Below are 18,060 nucleotides of genomic sequence, written 5' to 3' on the forward strand. Positions count from 1 at the left end.
CAACGACGGGGGTCGAAGCCGGTGTCACGGGAGGTCAGGGCCGAGAAGGCCCCGGCATCTGTTCCACCCCTGTCATCCGACGCAGGTTCTCCGCCGCGGGAATGCATTGGTTCCGTGCCGAGCGGCTGTACCAGAGCACGGCCTCCCTCATCCGCCCCTGATCCTCGTACAGGGTGCCGAGGTTGTTCGTGGCCAAGAACCCCTGGGCGTCCCCGAGGTCGTCGAAGATACCGATCGCCTCGTGCAGTGCGGCCTCGGCCTCCTCATGGCGGTCGGTCCCGCCCAGCGGAGCGGCGATCTGCATCAGGGCCTGCGCCTCGCCGTCGCGTTCGCCGAGTGCACGATAGAGGCGCAACGCCGACTCGCATGCGGCGAGAGCCTGGGCGTGTTTCCCCTGACTGGCCAGGCACGCGCCCAGGTTGTTCGCGGCCACCGCGACGAAATGCTCTTCGTGCACGGACTCGAAGAGTCGCCCCGCCTCCTCCAAGCACGCCTCGGCCCGCGCGGCCTCGTTCCGCAGGAGCCGCAGCATGCCGAAGCTGAGGAGCGTACGGGCACGATAGGCGGTGAGACCCGGTCGAGTGCCGACGCCCGGCATCGTCACCGGATCCGGGAGGCCACGGTGTTCCGGTGCCGAGAACAGCGTCAGCGCCTCGGTGTGGATCGTGACTCCATCCAGGGCCGTCCGCGCCGCCCTCAACGTCGTGGCGTAGCTGCTGACCGCGACTTGGGCCAGTTCGTTCTCGTCCTCGGCCAAGAGCCGTGCGGCCCGATGGCCGGCCCGGATGGCTTCGCGCAGCCTTCCTGATGTACGCAGCTGCTCCGCCAGCAGAAGTTGAACGCTCGCCTCCCGTCGGGTGTCGCCGCCTGTGGCGTAGGCGTCCGCCGCTTCACGGGAGGCGGTCAGAGCGTCGCCTGGCCTGCTCATCCTGCCGTACGCCAAGGCGATGCGAGAGAACATCCGCCCACGAGCGACCTGGTTGCCCAGTTCGGCGAACACGGTCTCGGCCTGCCGGTACAACTCCACGGCCCGACGACGGTTCCCCCTGGCTTCGTAACACAGACCCAGCTCCCCCAGGAGTTCCGCCTCCAACAAGCGCTCGTTGGTGCGGTGGAAGAACGCGGTCGCCTTCCGTAGCGCCTCGGTCGCGGCCTTGTGGTCGCCCTTGTGCCGTAGAGACCTGCCGAGCTGGGCGGTGGCGACTGCCGCCGCGTGGGCGTCTCCGACTTCGTCGAACACCGTGATGGCGCGTCTGCAGGTCACGATCTCGTCGTCCTGGTCGAGCGCTGCGTCGAGACCATCTTGACTGTCCTCGTCCTCCTGGCCGAAGGACAGGGCGGCGAGATTCGTCAGTGCCCCCGCCTCGTGCCGGACGTCGCCCTGTTCCCGGAAGATGGCAATCGCCCGGCGAAGCATCGCCCGGGCCTCCGCGTCCCGCCCCATTCGGGCCAGGCAGGTCGCCCAGTTGACGTCCACCGCTGCCGCGGACCGGACGTCGCCACTTCGGGCGAAGAGCGCTGCCGTCGCCGCGAAATGCTCATACGCCTCGTCCAGCCGGTGTTCCTCCATCATGACCAGACCGGTGGCATTGGAGGCGTTTGCCTCACCGACCAGGTTGCCTGCCGCCCGGTGCAGATCGGCGGCGAGCTCCAGTACGGGCAGTGCCTCACCGTTGCGGCCCGCGGCAGTGAGCGCCTGCCCCAGGTTGAGTGTCGCGTGGGGAAGACCCTCCCCACCGATCTTCTTCGCCGCTCGCCACCCTGCCTGCGCGGTGAGGACCCACTCGTCGAGGTGGCGACGCAACTCGAAGAAGCTCGACAGCCGCAAGGCGAGCCCAAGCACGAACTCCCACTGCTGCTGCGCGGCCGCCCACACCGTCGACGCCACCAGATTCGGCAACTCGGATTCCAGCCAGCCGATGGCCCCCGCCCGGTCGGGAAAGAGCCCTTTTCCCGACTCCTCCCCGGCGATGCTGGCTTGGGCCTCCCGCACGTTCAAGGCGTAGAAGACGAGCAGCCGCCCGGCCGCACGTCCGCGTCCGTCCGCTTCCCTGTCGTCCCAACCGCGCTCGTTCGCGTAGATCCGCAACAAGTCGTGCATCCGCCACCTGCCGTGCTCCGACCCGGACTCCACCAGGTGCGCGCGGTGCAGAGCCTCCAGGAGACGACGCGTGACCTGTTCACGGGCATCCAGCAGCGCAGCCGCCGTACGCACCGCCACGTCCGGACCCGTGTGGAGCGGTAACAGGCGAAAGAGCAGGGCCTGCTGGGCGTCGAGCCGTCGATAGGAGAGCTGGAATGCCGCTCGTACCGCCACCTCTTCCCGTTCCAACTCGTCCAACCGATCATCGCGTGCCTCCACGAGGTCGCGGACCATCGCGGCGAGGGGCTTCTCGGGCTGGTCGGCGAGCAGGGCGGTGACGATCCGCAGGGCAAGGGGCAGAAACCCGCACAATCGGGAAATCTCGGCCGCATGCTCGGGCGCAGCGGCGACGCGGGTATCCGACACGCCGTTCGCGGCGATCAGACCGTTCCCCAACAGCCCGATCGCCTCGTGCGGTTGGAGTTCCGGCAGTCGGTGCATGCGCGCACCGGGGACGCCGAGCGCGTGCCGCGACGTGATCAGTACGGCGCCGCCATCGGGCGGGAGCAGGAACCGTACGTCCTCGACGGCCGCCGCGTTGTCGAGGACGACCAGCAGGCGTCGGCCGGCGTCGGCATGGGCGCGCAGGATCGTCGCGTAGATCCGGGCGCGTCCCTGCACGTCGGAGGGTGCCTGCTCGGCCGGCACGCCAAGGGCGCGAAGGAAGCCGACCAGGGCCTGCTCGGGCGGCACGCAACGCTCGGGATCGTAACCGAGCAGGTCCACGAAGAGGACACCGCCGGGGAACCAGCCCTCGTGGCGCAGTGCTCGGGTAGCTACCTGGAGGACCAGTTCTGTCTTGCCGACGCCAGGCATGCCCGTGACAACGTGGGCGCCATGACCGTCCGATTGCTTCGGATCCAAGGCCTCCACGAGGTCGTCGAGGAGTGTGCCGCGGCCGCTGAACATCGATGCGGGCGAGGGGAGTCCATTGAGGGCAGGTGCGGAGCGCTCCGGCACTTTGAGGACGAGGTCGCGGCCCACATGGCCGACGGCGATGAGGTCTCCCACCAAGAGATTGTGGGAGAACTCCTGGTTGATGTCGCGGAGAGTGAGGGCGGCATCAGGCCCGAGGGGGACCCCGGTGCCGGGTGCGGTCTTCCCTGCGCCCGGGACCGGCCGCGTGCCCTCAGCCTCAGGGCTTGCGGCCGATGGTGACGTCACGGCCGACCGAACCGACAACGATCGCGTCTCCCGAGATCGTGTTGTGAGAGAGGGTCTGGGTGACCCGAGCCGCCCGTTCCTCCGGCAGGGAGGTCCGAGCCAGCGAGACCAGCTCCTCCAACTCGTCCCTGGCTTCCGGGTACTCCTCCAGGAAGTCCTGGAGTCGCGTCTCCCACTGCCCGGTCGCCCGCGCGACAACGGTCGCCTCGTCTGCGTCGGAGGCTCCTTCGACCTCGGCGGCGGTTTCGTCGAGTCTTGCCAGCGCACGCTGCTCCCGTTCAGCGCTTCCGCGCCCGAGGATGCGAGCCAGCGTGTCCCTGGTACCTTGCCAGGCCTGTCCTGCCATCGATTCCGTGAAGGTCGTGGCACCCGCAAGTGCCAGCACAGCCACCCATTCCAGCATGTCGTCCTCCCCCTGGCGCCTTGTCGGGCGCCTGCCCGCTTCTGGCTTCAGCGTAGGGGATGGGGGGCGAGCCGGCGCGGCTGATTCGGCAACCCATCCCCGAGGGGCTGTGGAGCGGTCCGGTGGACGACGGTGGTGGTGACGCAGTCCTCTCCGTCGGGAGGAGATCCTCGCGTCCAGTACCGAGAAGCGGAGACCCGCACGTACGCGAGCGCGGAGGGCCGGCCGGCGGGGCACAGCCGGTCAGCCGCGGTTGCCTGGAGGATGGATGCTGAGATCGCCGTAGGTCGACAGGACGCCGGCCAGGTCACCGGGTGTGTGCCGCAGAGTGGCGTCCAGGAAGGCGAGAGTGGTCGCGGCGACGACGTGCGGGCTCTCGGTGCGGCCCAGGGAGCCGACGATCGAGGGCACAGGCGGCAGGTACAGGGGGCCGTCCATGAAGTTGAGGTGTGCGGCGCCGGGAATCGTGAGTCGGTAACTCGTCGCGGTGTTGCGCTTGAGGGCCTCGGTGAGGCGGGGTATGTAGTGCGGGTCGGTTCCGGGGGTGATGGCCTGGGTGAGCGCGAGCGTCGGCTGGTCGAGGGAGGGGGAGGTCGGGCCGTGGGGGTAGCCGTCCACATCGATGACGGCGTCGAATCGACGGTCCTGCCGGGCTGCCTGCAGGGCGGCGACACCACCCATGGAGTGGCCGGTGACCGCGACCCGACCGGTGTCCAGGCGTCCGGCCAGTGGGCCGGGAGTCTCGCCTCGGTCCAGCCGGTCCAGCCGGGTGAGGACGAAGCCGAGGTCCGCGGCCCGAACAGCCGTCCAGTCAACCGCCGGCTTGTCGTCCTTGTCCCGGTCTCCGGTGGAGGCGATCCGGGTGTGGATCGTTCGACCGTCGTCGAGGACGACGGCGGCGGAGTCGTAGGGGTGGTCGAGGGCGGCGACGACGTAGCCGTGGCCGGCCAGTTCCTCCGCCCAGGCCGTGTTCTGGGTACGCACCCCGCCCGACCCGGGGAGAACAGCACGATCGGGAACCGTTCGCCCCCACCGGCCACCCAGACGGTTGGCCTGTGCAGCGGAGTCGCCATCGAGCACGCCGGGCGAACGTCGCTTTGCGATGAAGGTGGCGAGGGTATGAAATCGCCGCGTGTCGACGAGCCGGACGACGAAGTCGCGGTCGGACAGGGCCTGATGGAGCTGTGCGACAGTGGCGCTGCCCGGGTCAGGCCAGGGCAGCGCGAAGTGGTGCAGCGCGCGGGCACAGAGCGGGGCGTCCCGTGGAGTTGTTCGTCGAAGCTGTGCTCGTCGAGGAGGGCGCGTTCGGTGTGGGCGAGGAAGTCGGCGGGTCCATCGCCGGCGGCCCCCGTGGAACCCATTCGCAAGAAGGACATCCACATGACCATCCGCCACCACCTGTCCTTCTCGATGGATCCCGTCACACCCTGTGAGGGAGAAAAAGACTTCAACTTCTTCGCCCTCGGGGACGGAGAGATCAACTCGACCTGAGGCGTGGTCGTACGACTGGGCCCCGGCCAACAGGGCTTGTTGGACGTCTGTGCCGCCGACACCGCTACGTCAGGAGCCTCGAGGTGGCCGAGCTGACGCTGGGAACCCAACTCTGTTGTCTACAAGGCCCAACGTGGGGCTCATCGAGATCCGGGCTCTTCCCGGCCCCCAAGGCCACCAGCTCCTGTCTGACCTTCGACGACAGGGCCTAGGCCTTCCGCTTCAGCCGCGCCAGGGAGACTGCCTTCCGGGCTGACAGCGCGAGGAAGATGAGAGCGGCGCCGCCCACCACGGCTGCCATGAACATGTGAGCGCCGCCGTCAACATCGTTCTCGTCGGCAACGGTCTGCGGATCGTCCGCGCGATATCGGACGGTGAGTCGAGTGCCGGCCGGGTTCTTGCCGCCACTGCTACCCGCCGGTAGATCCGCCACCACGGTGCGGCCATCTACCTCGAACTGAACCTTGCACCTCCCCAGCACGCATGTACCCCCCGAGTGCAGGGTGGCGTGAGCCGGCACGCCGTCTCGCAAGGAGCGCAGGTGCTGAGCCTGGGGGAGCAGGACCAGTCCCGACAGCGCGCCCAGGATCAGTGCGAGCAACAGGGGCAGGGCAATTCCGGCACGGTGATTCAGGCCGCTTTCGTGAGCGCTGGAGGTGCCTACTTTGACCATGCCGACCATGCCGACCATGCTTTCCCCGGCTTCGATTGGCGCGCCGCGTCACACGTGGAGCGCGCCCGCCTCTGTACGGCGAAAACGCTACGTCTGTGCCGAGTCGGCGTCATGGGACGAAGCCGGCACCTCGGAGCCTCCCCCATTGCCTGTTCTCGGCAGCCAAGGACGGCGGCGCGGCCTCGGGGCTAGCCGAGCTTTGGCTCGCGAGGGAGCCGGACGGGCCCGCCTGAACTGAGTTCGACGCAGAGTCTGCCTGATGTGGCTTGGGCCGCCGCTTGACGGCCCAAGCCACACCTCCTCGCGGCGGGTGCACCACCGCGACCTCACGCCACCACGTCCAGTGCGGGTACAGGAAGTGACTTCCTGAGGCACCATGACAGGCTTGGTTCGGCGATCGATGATCGATGATCGATTGGCTCAGGGCGCGCGGCAGGACCTGGAAACAGATCGTCGAGAGCGGGACCGCAGTGAACCCGCGTGAGCACGGGAAGGCTCTCAAAGGACACCCGTACGCCAGGACCCGACGCGCCAGTGAGGGCGGCGGCTCGTGCTTGCACTGATGGTGGGGTGTCGGTGGCATCCATGGGATCGGCGGTGGCTCCCTCCTCGGGCCGCTCCTCGCCGCGGACCTTCACCACAGGGACCACGCATGCGGTGTCAGTCTGCTGAAGTATCCTTCCCGCCACCGCACACCGACTGCAAGGAACAAGAGAATTGACCGGCCTGTCTGCTTTCCCGCTGCCCTTTCAAACTTCCCGTTCCATATCGTTCGCGACACCCCGAACACTGCGGGAACTTCAGATGATGGAGTGCAGCGCGCTCATTCGGGCGAAGCCGGGGTGGTTCGACAAGATGAACGACCCCGGCATCGTCGCCAGGTGGACGCAGGAGGCGCTGGCTCAGGGCCTCACCGAAGCGCAGGTCCGATACGTACTGGCCGAACTCCAGCACTACGCCGCGCTGCGGGACGGACGAACCGGCGTCGAGGTGTCCGCCGTCGACGGCGTGTGGCAGTCGGACACACTGGTCGATGACGAGCTCAGGTCCCGGCTGCGCGAGGCGGTTCGGGTGCTGGAGCAGGTCCCCGAAACAGAGCGGGATTGGCACCCCGGGTCCGATGGCCAGGTGCTGGATCTGGTTCATCCCTCACTGTTCTGCCTGGTGAGAGAGGTGAGCGGTGCGCCCGAGCGGGCTTGGCAGAACCCGACGGACCGCTACTCGAGGTACGAGTTCTCGGAGAAGTTCCAGTGGCTGCCCACGGACGTCGACGTCAGTGACGACGGCGATGTCGCCTTCCGCTCGTACGTCAACAACGTCCATCCCGAGACGCATCGTGAACTCGCCACGGTCCTCCCGGACGTGTTCGCCGGCATGCGCCCGCTGCTGGAGAACGTGCTCACGGATCTGCGCCACCCGCGGCCCTTGCGGATCAAGGCCGATCCCTACGGGTGGTACGACTCGGAGCCGGAGTACCCGAACAAGACCTCCTACAGTGATGATGAAGCCTTTGCCGAGGCCCGCCGTGCATGGGAAGAGGCCCACGGTGAATGGTGGGAGAACCGCCGCCCGGTCATCCCGGACGCCCCGGCCTTCATTCCGCCCGAGTTGCCCGATGGATCCGCCCGCGTCGACCTGCGCGGCCGCCGTCTCCAGGTCATCGTCAAGCTCGCCACCATTCATCTCACTCCGGAAAAGCCCGAGTACGCCGGCGGTTCCTGGCACGTCGAGGGAATGTTGAACGAGCGGATCGTCTCCACCGGCATCTACTACTGGGACAGCGAGAACATCACCGAGAGTCGGCTGAGTTTCCGGGCGGCCCTCGACGACCCGGACTACGAACAGAACGACGACAACGGCGTGCGTGAGGTCTACGGCCTGGAGAACGAAGACGGCCTGAACCAGACGCTGGGATCGACGTCGACCCCGGCCGGCCGCTGCCTGGCGTTCCCGAACATCCTGCAACACCGCGTCGGCTCATTCCGCCTGGCGGACCCCACGCGCCCTGGACATCGCAAAATTCTGGCGTTCTTCCTGGTCGACCCGTCGGAAAAGATCGTTTCGACATCCGACGTGCCACCGCAACAGCCTTGGTCCGATACCTCGACCATGACGCTTGAGCAGGCCCAGAACTACCGCGAACAACTGATGCAAGAGCGCAAGTTCTTCGTCGACGAACACAATGAGCAGCTCTACGAGCGAGAGTTCTCCCTCTGCGAGCATTGAGCCCCTTCCGCTGCGGAACGTCTCTCCTCGTCGCGGCCCGCGCGGTGGGCAACCTTCGCCCCCGAGGAGGGCAACCTTCGCCCCCGAGGAGGGGCATGGCTTGCTTGTCGGCGATGTCGGGCTGGCCGTCTTCGGTCTGGAGCGCACGCCGGCGGCGCTGGTGGCCACGCCGGTGGCGTGGCCCTGCGCCACGTGAAGTGATCAGGGCGGTCAGGCCGCCGGTCGTCGCGCACAGTGCCAAGGAGACGACCCGGGCCGCCGGGGCGCGCACGAGGATCGGGCGGCGCCCGAGGTGGTCGGAGAGGGGCGCCCGTCGTCAGCCGGGCCGTCGACAGCGCCAAGGAGACGGCCGTCCCCCGCCGCGCGATCGTAAGCGCGCGCACGGGGGTGGGGCACCCTCAGCGGAGCATGGGGAAAGTAGGAAGCCGGAGCATCGGGAAAGCGGGAAGCCGGCTTCTGGGCGCGGCGATGAGTCTGCGGGCTCTCGTCGGTCTATCTCTTGACGGAGACAGTCGACTCATCGGGAGCAAGCCATGGGCCTCATCCACATCGAGATGTTCGCGACCCTCGACCTCGTCGGGCAGGCGCCCGGCGGCCCCGACGAGGACCCCGTGGGGTTCCCGTTCGGCGGCTGGCAGGCGCCCCTGCTGGACGAAGTCGCCGGGGCACAGGTCGGTGCCGCGTACGAAGGTACGGACGCCCTGCTGCTCGGCCGGCGGACGTACGACATCTTCGCCGCGTACTGGCCTCACCAGAAGGGTGGTGACGACAGTGAGATCGCCACGCTCTTCAACAGTGTCCCCAAGTACGTGGCCTCCCGGGGCCGGCCCGACCTCTCGTGGGCCGGATCCACACAGCTGGGCCCGGACCTCGCCGCCGCGGTACGTGAGATCCGGGAGCGGCACCAGCACGTGAAGGTCGTCGGGAGCCTGAATCTCGTACAGAGCCTCCTGCGCGAGAAGCTCTTCGACCGTCTCGACCTCTGGGTGCATCCGATCGTGCTCGGCGTGGGCAAGAAGGTGTTCGACGATGGCGCGGTTCCCACCAACGTCACCCTCCTCGCACCCCCGGCAGCGAGCCCCAAGGGCACCGTGTACCTGCGATACGGAATCGCAGACGGAACACCCGCAACGGGAGACATGAGCGCACCCGACCGCGGTGTCGGAAGCGGAGAGTAGGGCACCTCGCGCACGGTGGGCCCGTGCCGCCGCGCATCGCGCGGAAGCGGACCGGGCCCACCGCCAGGTGGCGAGTTCGCACGCGTCCGGCGGGCTCTCTGCCAGGATCGTGTAGCGGGGCAACCCGGCGGGATCCCGCCCGGACGACCGCCGCCGGTGCACGGTTGTTGCCCGGTAAACGGTGGTGCCTCACGCATCCCCTTGCCGAGGCGGTCGAACTCGTCGACGATGCTCCAAGGCCTCAGGCCGGCCGGATTTCACCCGGCCCTGGTCGGAGCGGTCACAGACAAGGGGACACAGTGACGAAGCGCAGGATCTCAAGAAGGCACCCCATGACGGTGGCATTCGTACCCCTCTTCGTGCTCGCCGGCCTACTGCTCGGCCCGGCGGGGGCGTCGGCAGCGGCGACTGCGCCGACGGCGCGGCAGGCACCCGTCGCCGTCGCGCTCCCGCAGGGCGGTCTCTCTGCCGGTGCGGGTGCGGTGACCGCGATCCAGGTGCCGAAGAGCGCCCCCGTACTGGCCACCACCGGGAACAAGAAGGCAAAGAAGAGCAAGAAGAAGGGCGGGTTCTTCAAGACGCTTCTGATCGTCATCATCATCGTCATCGTGCTGCTCGTGGTCCTGTACGGGGTTCGCCGGGCCCTGCGCCGCAGGTCCTCCTAGGCCACGGTGTCGGCCCCCCGGCCGACAGAGACAGGCTCCGCCGTTCGAAGCCGTTCGAAGCCGTTCGAAGCCGTTCGATGTCATCGAGGCCAACGGCCGCCATCGGGCCCGTCGATCAGGCCCTGGGGAAGTCCCGATCGCGGCCGTTGGTGCCGTCGGAGCGGCCGGTGGCAGGGGCATGAGGCGGTCACCACCAACCCGGCCGCGCGCCTGCCGCGCGTGCCGCCTCCGGCAGCTCTGCCGGAGGCGGCGAGGTCGCGTCACCCGACGGCGGTCCCCTCAAGTTCGACCATCAAGGTCGGCATGGCCAGCCGTTCCACCCCGAGCATCGTCATGGACGGTGTGACTCCGGCGGCGTTCAGCCGCGACTTCAGCATGTCGTGATGCTCGAACAGTCGATCGACGTCGATGGTGTAGACATTCAGCCGGACGAGGTTCGCGAGCGACATACCGGCCTCGCCGAGTACGGTTTCCAGGTTGTCGAGGCTCAGAGCCAGCTGCGCCCCCATGTCACCGTCGTGCTGGGGCTTGCCATCGTCGCTCATCGAGGTCTGCCCGGCGCAGTACAGGGTTCGGGTCTGCCCGGTGACGATCTCGCCCTGGCTGTACCCCATCTCCAATGACCACGCCCACGGGTTGACTCCTGTTCGCTCTACCGCCACAACAGCTCCATTCGATTCATTGAGCACGGCACGCCCATCGTCACCGGCTTGGTGGCCACCGTCTGCGACGACGTGTTGATGAGCCTCCCCGCAGATGACGACACCCTTGGTCGTATATTCGATGGATTCATTTGTATGCGCGCCGACCGGTTGGCCTCACCCGCTCTGCTGTTGCCCCGACACGATCGGCCCCCATGACGTGCCCCCATGACGTGCCCCCATGACGTGCGTTCAAGGCGTGCGTCCAGGGCGTGCGTCCAGGGCGTGCGTCCAGGGCGAGATGGGCGGTGGGCGGTGGGCGTGAGCATCGGCGGCTGTCGAGATCACCGCCCAGGACCTGCTGCGCGCGGTGGACTCGGCAGGTCCTGGCCCGCGATCTGACACATACACCGCCGTAATGCCACATACGCCATCGGCGCACTCTTCTTCCGCCCTCTCGTGACGGTCACAAGACGGAAGCAGCCGACCCAGTTGAGACATGAAGACGGTGTGGCGCGCCCCGTGGCACCGGCGGGCGCCTTCATCGAGTGCCGAAGCGAGGAGGCCGCGTCCACGTGCACAGCCTGGACGCCTGAGTTTCCGCTGATTCCCTCCATGCGGGGTGAAACATTCCCCCACCCCTGCCGCGTCAATGGGGTGAGTCGGATGCGAGGGGGACGGGGATGGGGCAAGTGCGCAGGGAGGGGTTCCGCGAGTTCGCGGAGGGCCGGGCGGGAAGTCTCTACCGGTCGGCCTGTCTGCTGGCGAGTGGGGATACCCATCTCGCCGAGGACCTCGTACAGGAGACCCTGGGTCGGATGTACCTGATCTGGGGGAGGACTCCCGGCATCGACAATCCGGCGGCGTACGCGCAGACGGTGCTGGTGCGGGAGTTCCTCAAGCACAAGCGTCGCCGCTCCGCGGGAGAACGCCCTTTCGCCGTCCCCTCCGAGTCGGGCGGGACGACGGTGAGCCCGGTCGCGGGGGCCGATCCCGTCCTCCGGCTGACCCTGTTGGAGGCGCTCGGCCACCTGGCCCCCAAGGACCGGGCGGTGCTCGTACTGCGGTACTGGGAGGACCGCAGCATCGAGGAGACCGCCGAGGCCATGAACGTCAGCTCGGCTGCGGTGCGCACCCGCAGTTCCCGGGCGCTCGCCCGCCTCCGCGCGGAACTGGGGGGCAGCCTCAGTGTCTTCGTGGCCACCTGAGCCCGACGGCTCGTCCCGCCCGCTGCCCTCTTCCTCATTCCGCTCTCCCTCTTGTCCGTCGCCGGGTCACACGCCGGCGCGTTTCCCCACCACCACCCGGAAGGTGACTCGGCATGCCCTTTGAAGATGAACTCGGTGCGGCCCTGCGGCGCACGGGAGACGGGTTCGTCCCCGGCCGCCCGGACCTGGTGGCCGGTGGCGAACAGCGCGGACGCCGGCTGGTGGCCCGCCGTCGGGCTGCCGTCGTCGGCGGTTCTGCGCTGGCCTTGGCCGTCGTCGGCTCCGCCGGAGCCTATGGAGGCGGCCTGCTCGGTATCGGGACCGGAAGTGACGGCATGGCGCAGGTCGCCGCCCCCGTCCCCACCACCCAGACGGCCACCGCCTCCACCCCGCCGGCCGCGCCGACCAGTGGGGTGACCGCAGCCCGACTGATCGAGATCTACCGGCAGTTGCTGTCGGGCGGCCGGGTGAGCGACACCACGGCCAACGTGCCGGGCGGCGCCGACCAGGCGCCGAACGCGACGGTGGCCGGCGTGTACGACGACGGCAAGGGCCGCGCGGCGATCTCCGTCGGCCTCGCCCGCACCGACCCGCACGGTCAGGCGGCCGAGGACATGCTGAAGTGCCCCGATCGCAAGCTCGTTCCCTACGACTCCTGCACTGTCGAGACGCTGCCGGACGGCGGCAGACTGAATCTCTTTCAGGGCTACGAGTACCCAGACAAGCGCGAGCCGACCAAGCTCTGGCGGGCCATCCTGGTCACCCGTGAGGGGTACCAGGTCGACGTGTCGGAGTGGAACGCTCCCGCCGAGAAGGGGCAGCCCGTCAGTCGGCCCAACCCACCATTGAACAAGTCGCAGTTGAAGTCCTTCACCACCTCGGCACTGTGGCGTCAGGTCCTGAGCCGGCTGCCCGCGCCCCAGCAGGCGCCGGAGGGAACGGGCGCAGTGGACGCGAACACGGGCAACGGGGCGAGCCCCGCCGCCTCCGCCGGCGCCGGCGCTACCAACACGGGCGACAGCACCGGCACGACCACCGGCAAGGGCAAGGGCAAGACCGGCGCCACCCCGGGCGCTCCGCAGCCGTCCGGGGGAACGGGCCAGACGCCTGACCGGGGAGACACGGACCAGGGGGACTCGGGTCAGGGCGGCGCGGGCCACGGCGCCACGGCAAGGGTTCTGGAGTCCCTGGTGTCGAAGCCCGGGATCACGATCCTGCGCAGGTCCGGACAGCCCGGCTACGGCGCCCTCGTACTCGACGACGGCAAGGGCGCCTCGCTGGTCCAGGTCAATGTCCAGGAGGACATGGGCGAGGCCCTCAAGGACCGCATGGAGGGCGCGGGCGTCGTCGTCCTGCCCGACGGCACCAGGGTGCTGGCGGAGCAGAAGTCGGGCGAGAAGGGCGGCTCGGGCGTGGTCTGGTGGAGCGTCGACACACTGCGCCCGGACGGGCGCCGGGTGGTCGTGTCGGCCTTCAACACCGGCGACCAGGCGAAGGCGGCCACCAGGGCCAAGCCCATCCTGACGTTGGAGCAGATCAAGGCCATCGCCCTCGACCCGAAGTGGTTCGGCTGACGGCTCGCGCGGGGTCCCGCCGAGCGTCCGACCCGGTACGGCAGCTCACTCGGCGCGGGCGTTCCCCTTCACGACCGCGGCCGTGAAGGGGAAGCGGACCGGGGCCTGGTGCAGGCGGCTCCGGCCGCCACCCCGCCGGTGACGGCACGTATGGACGCGTCGGCGGCCCTTCCGCCTCCTCGGCGGCGCGGCCGGCACGACCGGGCAGAGGCCCTCCTGCGCCAGGTATGCCGCAGACACCAAAGCCGATGCCCGTCCGGTGCCACCAGCCCACACATGCTCAAACTCGCCCTTTGACATGACGCGATGGCGATGGTCCAGTCCGCCGTCCTTCGGCACCTGGACCGCCGGGCCGCCGACCTCCACCCAGGACCCGCCTACGAACCATGGGCCGCCTCGATGACCGCGGCCGCCAACCGCCATCCATTCCTGACCCGGCGCCTGCAGGAATGGTCCCTCTTCCGGACCATCACCCTGGGGCAGCCCTGGCATGCGGGCACCCTGCTCGACGCCTCCGACTGGCTCCAACTCAAAGCGGCCACCACGTCGAACACAGGCGGCATCGACCTCCTCGTCGAGCTCGGCCGCACCAAGCGGATCCGCAACACCGCCCGAACCGGCATCAAGCAGCACGGCTCGCGCTGAGGTGTACCTCAACCCACGCACAGCTCTTCACCATTGCTCACGCCGGCCGGAGCCCGAGGCGCGCGCGGTCCCGATCAGAGGCGAGGCATCCTCATCCGGACGATCGACGCAACCGGCCGTCTCACGAAAGCGGAGGAGGCGGTGGCCGCCGCAGCACTGATCGCGGCGTGAAGCCCGGGAGGCGAACCCGTCGACACGGTCTCCGGATCCGAGACACCCATGCCCCTGTTCCCTTCCGCATTCCGGGGACTCACCGACGAAGCCCTCGCCTGCATCGCCGACGACGAGGAGGGTCCGACATCGAACTGGATCGACCCGACGGCTGGAAGCGGTGGCGGGCGATGCTCACGCGCCTTCGCGCAGTGCCGGCCCCGCCACCCACTTCAATCGCTCTCTTCGATGTCCCGCCGGAGCGGAGCCTTACCCGGCACGGAAGTCGAGCCGGAGCCGAGTTCGGAAGCCACCGCCGCCCGGGCTTGAGCGAGGGCGGGAGGCATCAGGTCGGGGACTGCGCGGCCTATTGGCTCTTCTCGGTGATCATGTTGATCAGGCCCTGGGCCGTGTTGTGCTCGGAGTCGATCCCCGGAACCACTCCACCTTCGAAAGTGGTGGCCTCCGCGCTGCGGACGAACATGGCCTGCTCGTACGCGCTGAGCGCGGCCTCGACGTCGTCGGGGTGGGTGGCGAGGGCCTGGCCGAGTTCGGCGCCGTCGAGCATGGCCAGGTTGGCGCCGTCGCCGTTCGGGGGCGCGAGGTGGGCGGCATCGCCGAGCAGGGTGACCCCCGGCACCCTGTCCCACCGATGCCCGGTCGGCAGAGCGTGCTGGATGCGCAGAACCGGCGCTGTGTCGCCGTCGGTGATGAGCGCGGTGAGTTCAGGCGCCCAGCCGTCGAACTCCCGCGCGATCCGGGCGGTGGCCGTGGCGGCATCGGTGAAGTCGATCGCGGCGAACCACTCCTGAGGCCTGCTCAGTACCACGTAGGTGTGCAGGGTATCGCCGTTCTCCCGGTGAGCGAAGATCTCCTTGCCCGGCGCGGGGGCCATCAGCATCCCGCCACCGACCGCTTTCGCGACGGCCGGGTGGCGAGTGTCGGCGTGGAACAGGTACGTCTCGACGACCGACGTGCCGGCGTACTCGGGTGTGGCGGTGGTGAGCAGTGGCCGTATCCGTGACCAGGCGCCGTCCGCGCCGACCAGCAGGTCGGCGACGACGGTGGCGCCGTCGGCGAACGTCACCTCGTGGCGGCCCTCGCCGAGGGTGCGGGCGCTGCCGGCCTTGTGCCCCCATCGGACGGTGCCGGCCGGGAGCGAGTCGAGCAGGATCTGTCGTAAGTCGCCGCGCTGCACCTCGGGGCGGCCGCCCGTGCCGTCGTCGGCCTTGTCGAGCAGGACGGTCCCGTCCGAGTCGAGGACCCGAAGCGCCTGGCGGCCCTCCAGGACGATGGAGTGGAACTCGTCCATCAGGCCGGCCGCCTTGAGGGCGAGCTGTCCGTTGTAGTCGTGGATGTCGAGCATCCCGCCTTGCGTGCGCACCGTCGGAGAGGAATCCGCCTCGTAGACCGTGACCGGGATTCCGTGAACGTGCAGGACGCGGGCCAGAGTGAGTCCGCCTAGTCCTGCGCCGATGATCGTGACGGGCATGTGCATGGTCGCTCCTCAGGATCAGGGCCGCCCGGTCAGCTCCGGGCGGCTTTCTCCGGAACAGTGCCGCGCCTCGCCGACAGGCCACCGACATCGAACCGGCAGCCGCCGATGGATGACCGACACCGCGCATCAGCCCCGACTCCTGCCCGGATGTGATTCCGCTCGGCATCCGGGTCGATCGTGCTCATGCTCGTGCCCTCGTTCTCGCATCGCTCCCCAGGTGGCGAAGCCAGGCCTGCCCGGAGGTGGACCGACGGTGGCAGTCGGCCTCACGACGATGTTCCGCTCGGGCGGTGACCTGCTACCACTGCCCGAAGGACTGACCGACACAGCCGCCGGGGAGGAGGGAAAACCCTCGGCCCCGGCGGATACAGAGGCGGATACAGAGGCGGGTACAGACCGGTGTTCGCTCAAGACCGGGCAAGGTGATCGAGATGAACGCCTCGTTGGTGAACCTCGCCGCCCGGCGTTCTCGTGTCGTGCGTGAAGCGGCATCTGTGAGCCTGTCGGGGTCGACACCCGCAGCGTTGAGGAGGGCCGCAGCGTTGTCAGGTCTGACCTCCACCGACTTCAGAAGGCTTGTCGTCAACCTCGGGGAGAATCCGGCCTGACAGCGCGTCGGATGCAGCCGCGACTGGTCCTCCCGCATTCACCGAGGATCGTGTTCCCCGATCAACGGTGGTGATCGGGAGGTCGAGGAGGTCTGGCGTCCACCGCATGCTCAGTACCCGACGTAGGCCGGGTAGTTGACGGTAATGTGTACAAATGACTGACGTGATCATCCTTCACGGAGCCTGGCATCAGCCCGCTCACTACGCCGAACTCGCCGATCTGCTGCGCGCACGGGATCTGTCCGTGGAGGTGCCCGACCTCTACGAGCTGTCGCTCGCCGAGAGCACCGCGAAGGTCGAGGCCATCATCTCAGGCTCGTCGGAGCCGTCGGTGGTGGTGGGACATTCGTTCGGCGGCGTCATCGCCGGGACGGTGCGTGGCGCTGCCTCGTTGATCTTCCTCAACAGCTGGATCCTCGATGTCGGTGAATCCCCCGCTAAAGTGCTCGCGGAGACCCCTGGCGAGCCCGGGGAGGGGCTGCTCGCGCTGCCGGACGGGGACGGGCGGCTTCGCCTGGACCCGGACGATGCCCGGGCGAAGCTCTACGGCGACGTCGACGAACCGGCGGCCACGCGTGCCGTGGAGTTGCTGCGTCCGGAACCTCTGTCGATCTTCGACGCCACGCCTACTCGCGTGAGTTGGCGGGACACCCCGTCGATCTACCTTCGCGGGCAGCGAGACCGAACCATCGCGACTCCGCTTCCGGACCGTTTCGCCGGGCGTTGCTCCCGCGCGGAGACGTGGGACACCGGCCACTCGCCCTACCTGGGTCGCCCGGCCGCCGTGGCCGACCTGATCCAGCGCCGGCGAACGGGCGACGGCAATCTCTGCTCTTGAAGGCCGAGAGTCCCGCGGGTTCAGCGAAACGGGTCCTTCGTCGGAAGTGGAGGGGTGTTCAGGCTTTCTGTGGCGGGCCGGGGAGCCCGACGACATCGGCCTGGTCATCGCCGCGCTGCCTTCGGAGGAACGCCGGCGGATCACCGCACAGGTCACCGAGGAGTCGGGCGGCTGCAACCTCTGACGGGTGCTCCTCCGCCGACTCCTCCGCCGACTCCTCCGCGGACTCTTCCGCCGACTCCTCCGAGAACCATGTGTCGATGGTGGTTCGCGCCGCCGGGGTTTCCGGCTCTTCGTGTCGGTGATCCGGGTCCAGAGGCCGTCGATTACCCGGTCCAGTTCGTACCTGAAGCCGCCCTCGCGGACCGGTCGCGGGTCCTTGCCTGCTGGGCCGCAGGCCCCTTCCGCAGTCGGGGCAGGTCAGAGGGCCGTAGTTCGGGCGGCGTTCAGGGAGAGGGGAAGTCGTCTCGGTCCAGGGCATGGACCGTGCAGGGTCGGCCGAGGACGGTGTCCTCGCGCAGCGGCGCGAATCCGAGGCGCTGAGCCACGGCGGCTGAGGCCGTGTTGTCGTGGTGGATCATGGCGGTGATCCGTTCCAGCCTCAGCGGGCCGAAACCCCAGGTGAGAACGGCTTGAGCTGCTTCGGTCGCGTAGCCTCGTCCCCAGTGCGTGCGGGTGAAGGTCCAGCCGATCTCGGTCTCGCCGAACTGCTCCCACCAGTTCAGGCCACAGCGCCCTATGGCCAGTCCGGTGCTCTTCAGTTCGACGGCGCACAGTCCGTGGCCGCGCCGGGTCCACTGCTGGTGGATGTCGCGCAGGCGCGCTGCGGCTTGCTGGTGGGTGTAGCCGCCGACGAACCGGTTGACTTCGTGGTCGGCGTGGAGGTGTACCCACCAGTCGGTGTCGGCCTCGGTGAGCGGGCGCAGTCGGAGGCGTTTCGTGGTGATCATTGCTG

15 protein-coding genes and 1 pseudogene are annotated in these 18,060 nt (G+C 68.7%); 9 read left to right on the forward strand and 7 right to left on the reverse strand.

Annotated elements, in window-relative coordinates; genetic code table 11:
- Positions 1-34: 34 nt before the first annotated feature.
- The 3 genes and pseudogenes from ACQEVM_RS17130 to ACQEVM_RS17140 form a co-directional block, all read right to left on the reverse strand.
- Complete coding sequence (locus tag ACQEVM_RS17130) at positions 35-3,154, reverse strand: tetratricopeptide repeat protein (protein ID WP_433079597.1); 3,120 nt, start codon at positions 3,152-3,154, stop codon at positions 35-37.
- A 124-nt stretch (positions 3,155-3,278) separates the two neighbouring features.
- Entirely contained in the window at positions 3,279-3,710 is a 432-nt protein-coding gene (locus ACQEVM_RS17135) for a hypothetical protein (protein WP_433079599.1), read from the reverse strand.
- A gap of 243 nt (positions 3,711-3,953) precedes the next feature.
- Positions 3,954-4,750 (reverse strand): annotated as a pseudogene (locus tag ACQEVM_RS17140) (alpha/beta hydrolase family protein); the annotation flags it as partial.
- Positions 4,751-4,829: 79 nt separating this feature from the next.
- Here ACQEVM_RS17140 and ACQEVM_RS17145 point away from each other — a divergent pair.
- On the forward strand, positions 4,830-5,201 hold the full coding sequence (locus tag ACQEVM_RS17145; RefSeq protein ID WP_433079601.1) for a hypothetical protein: 372 nt from the start codon (positions 4,830-4,832) through the stop codon (positions 5,199-5,201).
- A gap of 208 nt (positions 5,202-5,409) precedes the next feature.
- Here the strand turns inward: ACQEVM_RS17145 and ACQEVM_RS17150 are convergent, their stop codons facing one another.
- Positions 5,410-5,883 (reverse strand): hypothetical protein, encoded by a 474-nt coding sequence (locus ACQEVM_RS17150; RefSeq protein WP_433079603.1) that lies wholly within the window; start codon positions 5,881-5,883, stop codon positions 5,410-5,412.
- A 708-nt stretch (positions 5,884-6,591) separates the two neighbouring features.
- Here ACQEVM_RS17150 and ACQEVM_RS17155 point away from each other — a divergent pair.
- The 3 genes from ACQEVM_RS17155 (at position 6,592) to ACQEVM_RS17165 (ending at position 9,943) form a co-directional block, all read left to right on the forward strand.
- Positions 6,592-8,100 (forward strand): DUF4246 domain-containing protein, encoded by a 1,509-nt coding sequence (locus ACQEVM_RS17155; RefSeq protein ID WP_433079605.1) that lies wholly within the window; start codon positions 6,592-6,594, stop codon positions 8,098-8,100.
- A gap of 533 nt (positions 8,101-8,633) precedes the next feature.
- Positions 8,634-9,278: a dihydrofolate reductase family protein gene (locus ACQEVM_RS17160; protein WP_433079612.1), complete on the forward strand. Its 645-nt coding sequence runs from the start codon at positions 8,634-8,636 to the stop codon at positions 9,276-9,278.
- 332 nt (positions 9,279-9,610) lie between these two features.
- Entirely contained in the window at positions 9,611-9,943 is a 333-nt protein-coding gene (locus tag ACQEVM_RS17165; RefSeq protein ID WP_433079614.1) for a hypothetical protein, read from the forward strand.
- Between the two features lie 260 nt (positions 9,944-10,203).
- Here ACQEVM_RS17165 and ACQEVM_RS17170 read toward each other — a convergent pair whose 3' ends face one another.
- Positions 10,204-10,557: a RidA family protein gene (locus tag ACQEVM_RS17170; RefSeq protein WP_433079616.1), complete on the reverse strand. Its 354-nt coding sequence runs from the start codon at positions 10,555-10,557 to the stop codon at positions 10,204-10,206.
- Between the two features lie 710 nt (positions 10,558-11,267).
- Here ACQEVM_RS17170 and ACQEVM_RS17175 point away from each other — a divergent pair.
- The 3 genes from ACQEVM_RS17175 to ACQEVM_RS17185 all read left to right on the forward strand — a co-directional run bounded on the left by ACQEVM_RS17175 (position 11,268) and on the right by ACQEVM_RS17185 (position 14,011).
- Entirely contained in the window at positions 11,268-11,792 is a 525-nt protein-coding gene (locus ACQEVM_RS17175) for a SigE family RNA polymerase sigma factor (protein ID WP_433079618.1), read from the forward strand.
- Between the two features lie 113 nt (positions 11,793-11,905).
- On the forward strand, positions 11,906-13,366 hold the full coding sequence (locus ACQEVM_RS17180; RefSeq protein ID WP_433079620.1) for a hypothetical protein: 1,461 nt from the start codon (positions 11,906-11,908) through the stop codon (positions 13,364-13,366).
- A gap of 399 nt (positions 13,367-13,765) precedes the next feature.
- Positions 13,766-14,011 (forward strand): hypothetical protein, encoded by a 246-nt coding sequence (locus ACQEVM_RS17185; RefSeq protein WP_433079622.1) that lies wholly within the window; start codon positions 13,766-13,768, stop codon positions 14,009-14,011.
- A 517-nt stretch (positions 14,012-14,528) separates the two neighbouring features.
- On the opposite strand, the gene ACQEVM_RS17190 is transcribed toward ACQEVM_RS17185, so the two are convergent.
- Positions 14,529-15,659, reverse strand: coding sequence for an FAD-dependent oxidoreductase (locus ACQEVM_RS17190; protein WP_433079624.1), 1,131 nt, complete (start codon positions 15,657-15,659; stop codon positions 14,529-14,531).
- 762 nt (positions 15,660-16,421) lie between these two features.
- Here ACQEVM_RS17190 and ACQEVM_RS17195 point away from each other — a divergent pair.
- Together ACQEVM_RS17195 and ACQEVM_RS17200 are read left to right on the forward strand one after the other, a co-directional pair.
- On the forward strand, positions 16,422-17,105 hold the full coding sequence (locus tag ACQEVM_RS17195; protein ID WP_433079626.1) for an alpha/beta hydrolase: 684 nt from the start codon (positions 16,422-16,424) through the stop codon (positions 17,103-17,105).
- 46 nt (positions 17,106-17,151) lie between these two features.
- Positions 17,152-17,289 (forward strand): hypothetical protein, encoded by a 138-nt coding sequence (locus tag ACQEVM_RS17200; RefSeq protein WP_433079628.1) that lies wholly within the window; start codon positions 17,152-17,154, stop codon positions 17,287-17,289.
- A gap of 262 nt (positions 17,290-17,551) precedes the next feature.
- Here ACQEVM_RS17200 and ACQEVM_RS17205 read toward each other — a convergent pair whose 3' ends face one another.
- A complete protein-coding gene (locus ACQEVM_RS17205) occupies positions 17,552-18,055 on the reverse strand; it encodes a GNAT family N-acetyltransferase (RefSeq protein ID WP_433079630.1) in 504 nt (167 codons plus the stop codon).
- Between the last annotated feature and the right edge of the window lie 5 nt (positions 18,056-18,060).

It is taken from the genome of Streptomyces sp. CA-243310, assembly GCF_050936775.1.
Classification (GTDB): domain Bacteria; phylum Actinomycetota; class Actinomycetes; order Streptomycetales; family Streptomycetaceae; genus Streptomyces.

Excerpts from the sequence above, each read along its gene's own strand:
- ACQEVM_RS17135 (WP_433079599.1), bottom strand. The coding sequence starts at position 3,710 with ATGCTGGAATGGGTGGCTGTGCTGGCACTTGCGGGTGCCACGACCTTC.
- ACQEVM_RS17145 (WP_433079601.1), top strand. The coding sequence starts at position 4,830 with ATGAAATCGCCGCGTGTCGACGAGCCGGACGACGAAGTCGCGGTCGGA.
- ACQEVM_RS17150 (WP_433079603.1), bottom strand. The coding sequence starts at position 5,883 with ATGGTCGGCATGGTCAAAGTAGGCACCTCCAGCGCTCACGAAAGCGGC.
- ACQEVM_RS17160 (WP_433079612.1), top strand. The coding sequence starts at position 8,634 with ATGGGCCTCATCCACATCGAGATGTTCGCGACCCTCGACCTCGTCGGG.
- ACQEVM_RS17165 (WP_433079614.1), top strand. The coding sequence starts at position 9,611 with ATGACGGTGGCATTCGTACCCCTCTTCGTGCTCGCCGGCCTACTGCTC.
- ACQEVM_RS17170 (WP_433079616.1), bottom strand. The coding sequence starts at position 10,557 with ATGGGGTACAGCCAGGGCGAGATCGTCACCGGGCAGACCCGAACCCTG.
- ACQEVM_RS17175 (WP_433079618.1), top strand. The coding sequence starts at position 11,268 with ATGGGGCAAGTGCGCAGGGAGGGGTTCCGCGAGTTCGCGGAGGGCCGG.
- ACQEVM_RS17180 (WP_433079620.1), top strand. The coding sequence starts at position 11,906 with ATGCCCTTTGAAGATGAACTCGGTGCGGCCCTGCGGCGCACGGGAGAC.
- ACQEVM_RS17185 (WP_433079622.1), top strand. The coding sequence starts at position 13,766 with ATGACCGCGGCCGCCAACCGCCATCCATTCCTGACCCGGCGCCTGCAG.
- ACQEVM_RS17190 (WP_433079624.1), bottom strand. The coding sequence starts at position 15,659 with ATGCACATGCCCGTCACGATCATCGGCGCAGGACTAGGCGGACTCACT.
- ACQEVM_RS17195 (WP_433079626.1), top strand. The coding sequence starts at position 16,422 with ATGACTGACGTGATCATCCTTCACGGAGCCTGGCATCAGCCCGCTCAC.
- ACQEVM_RS17205 (WP_433079630.1), bottom strand. The coding sequence starts at position 18,055 with ATGATCACCACGAAACGCCTCCGACTGCGCCCGCTCACCGAGGCCGAC.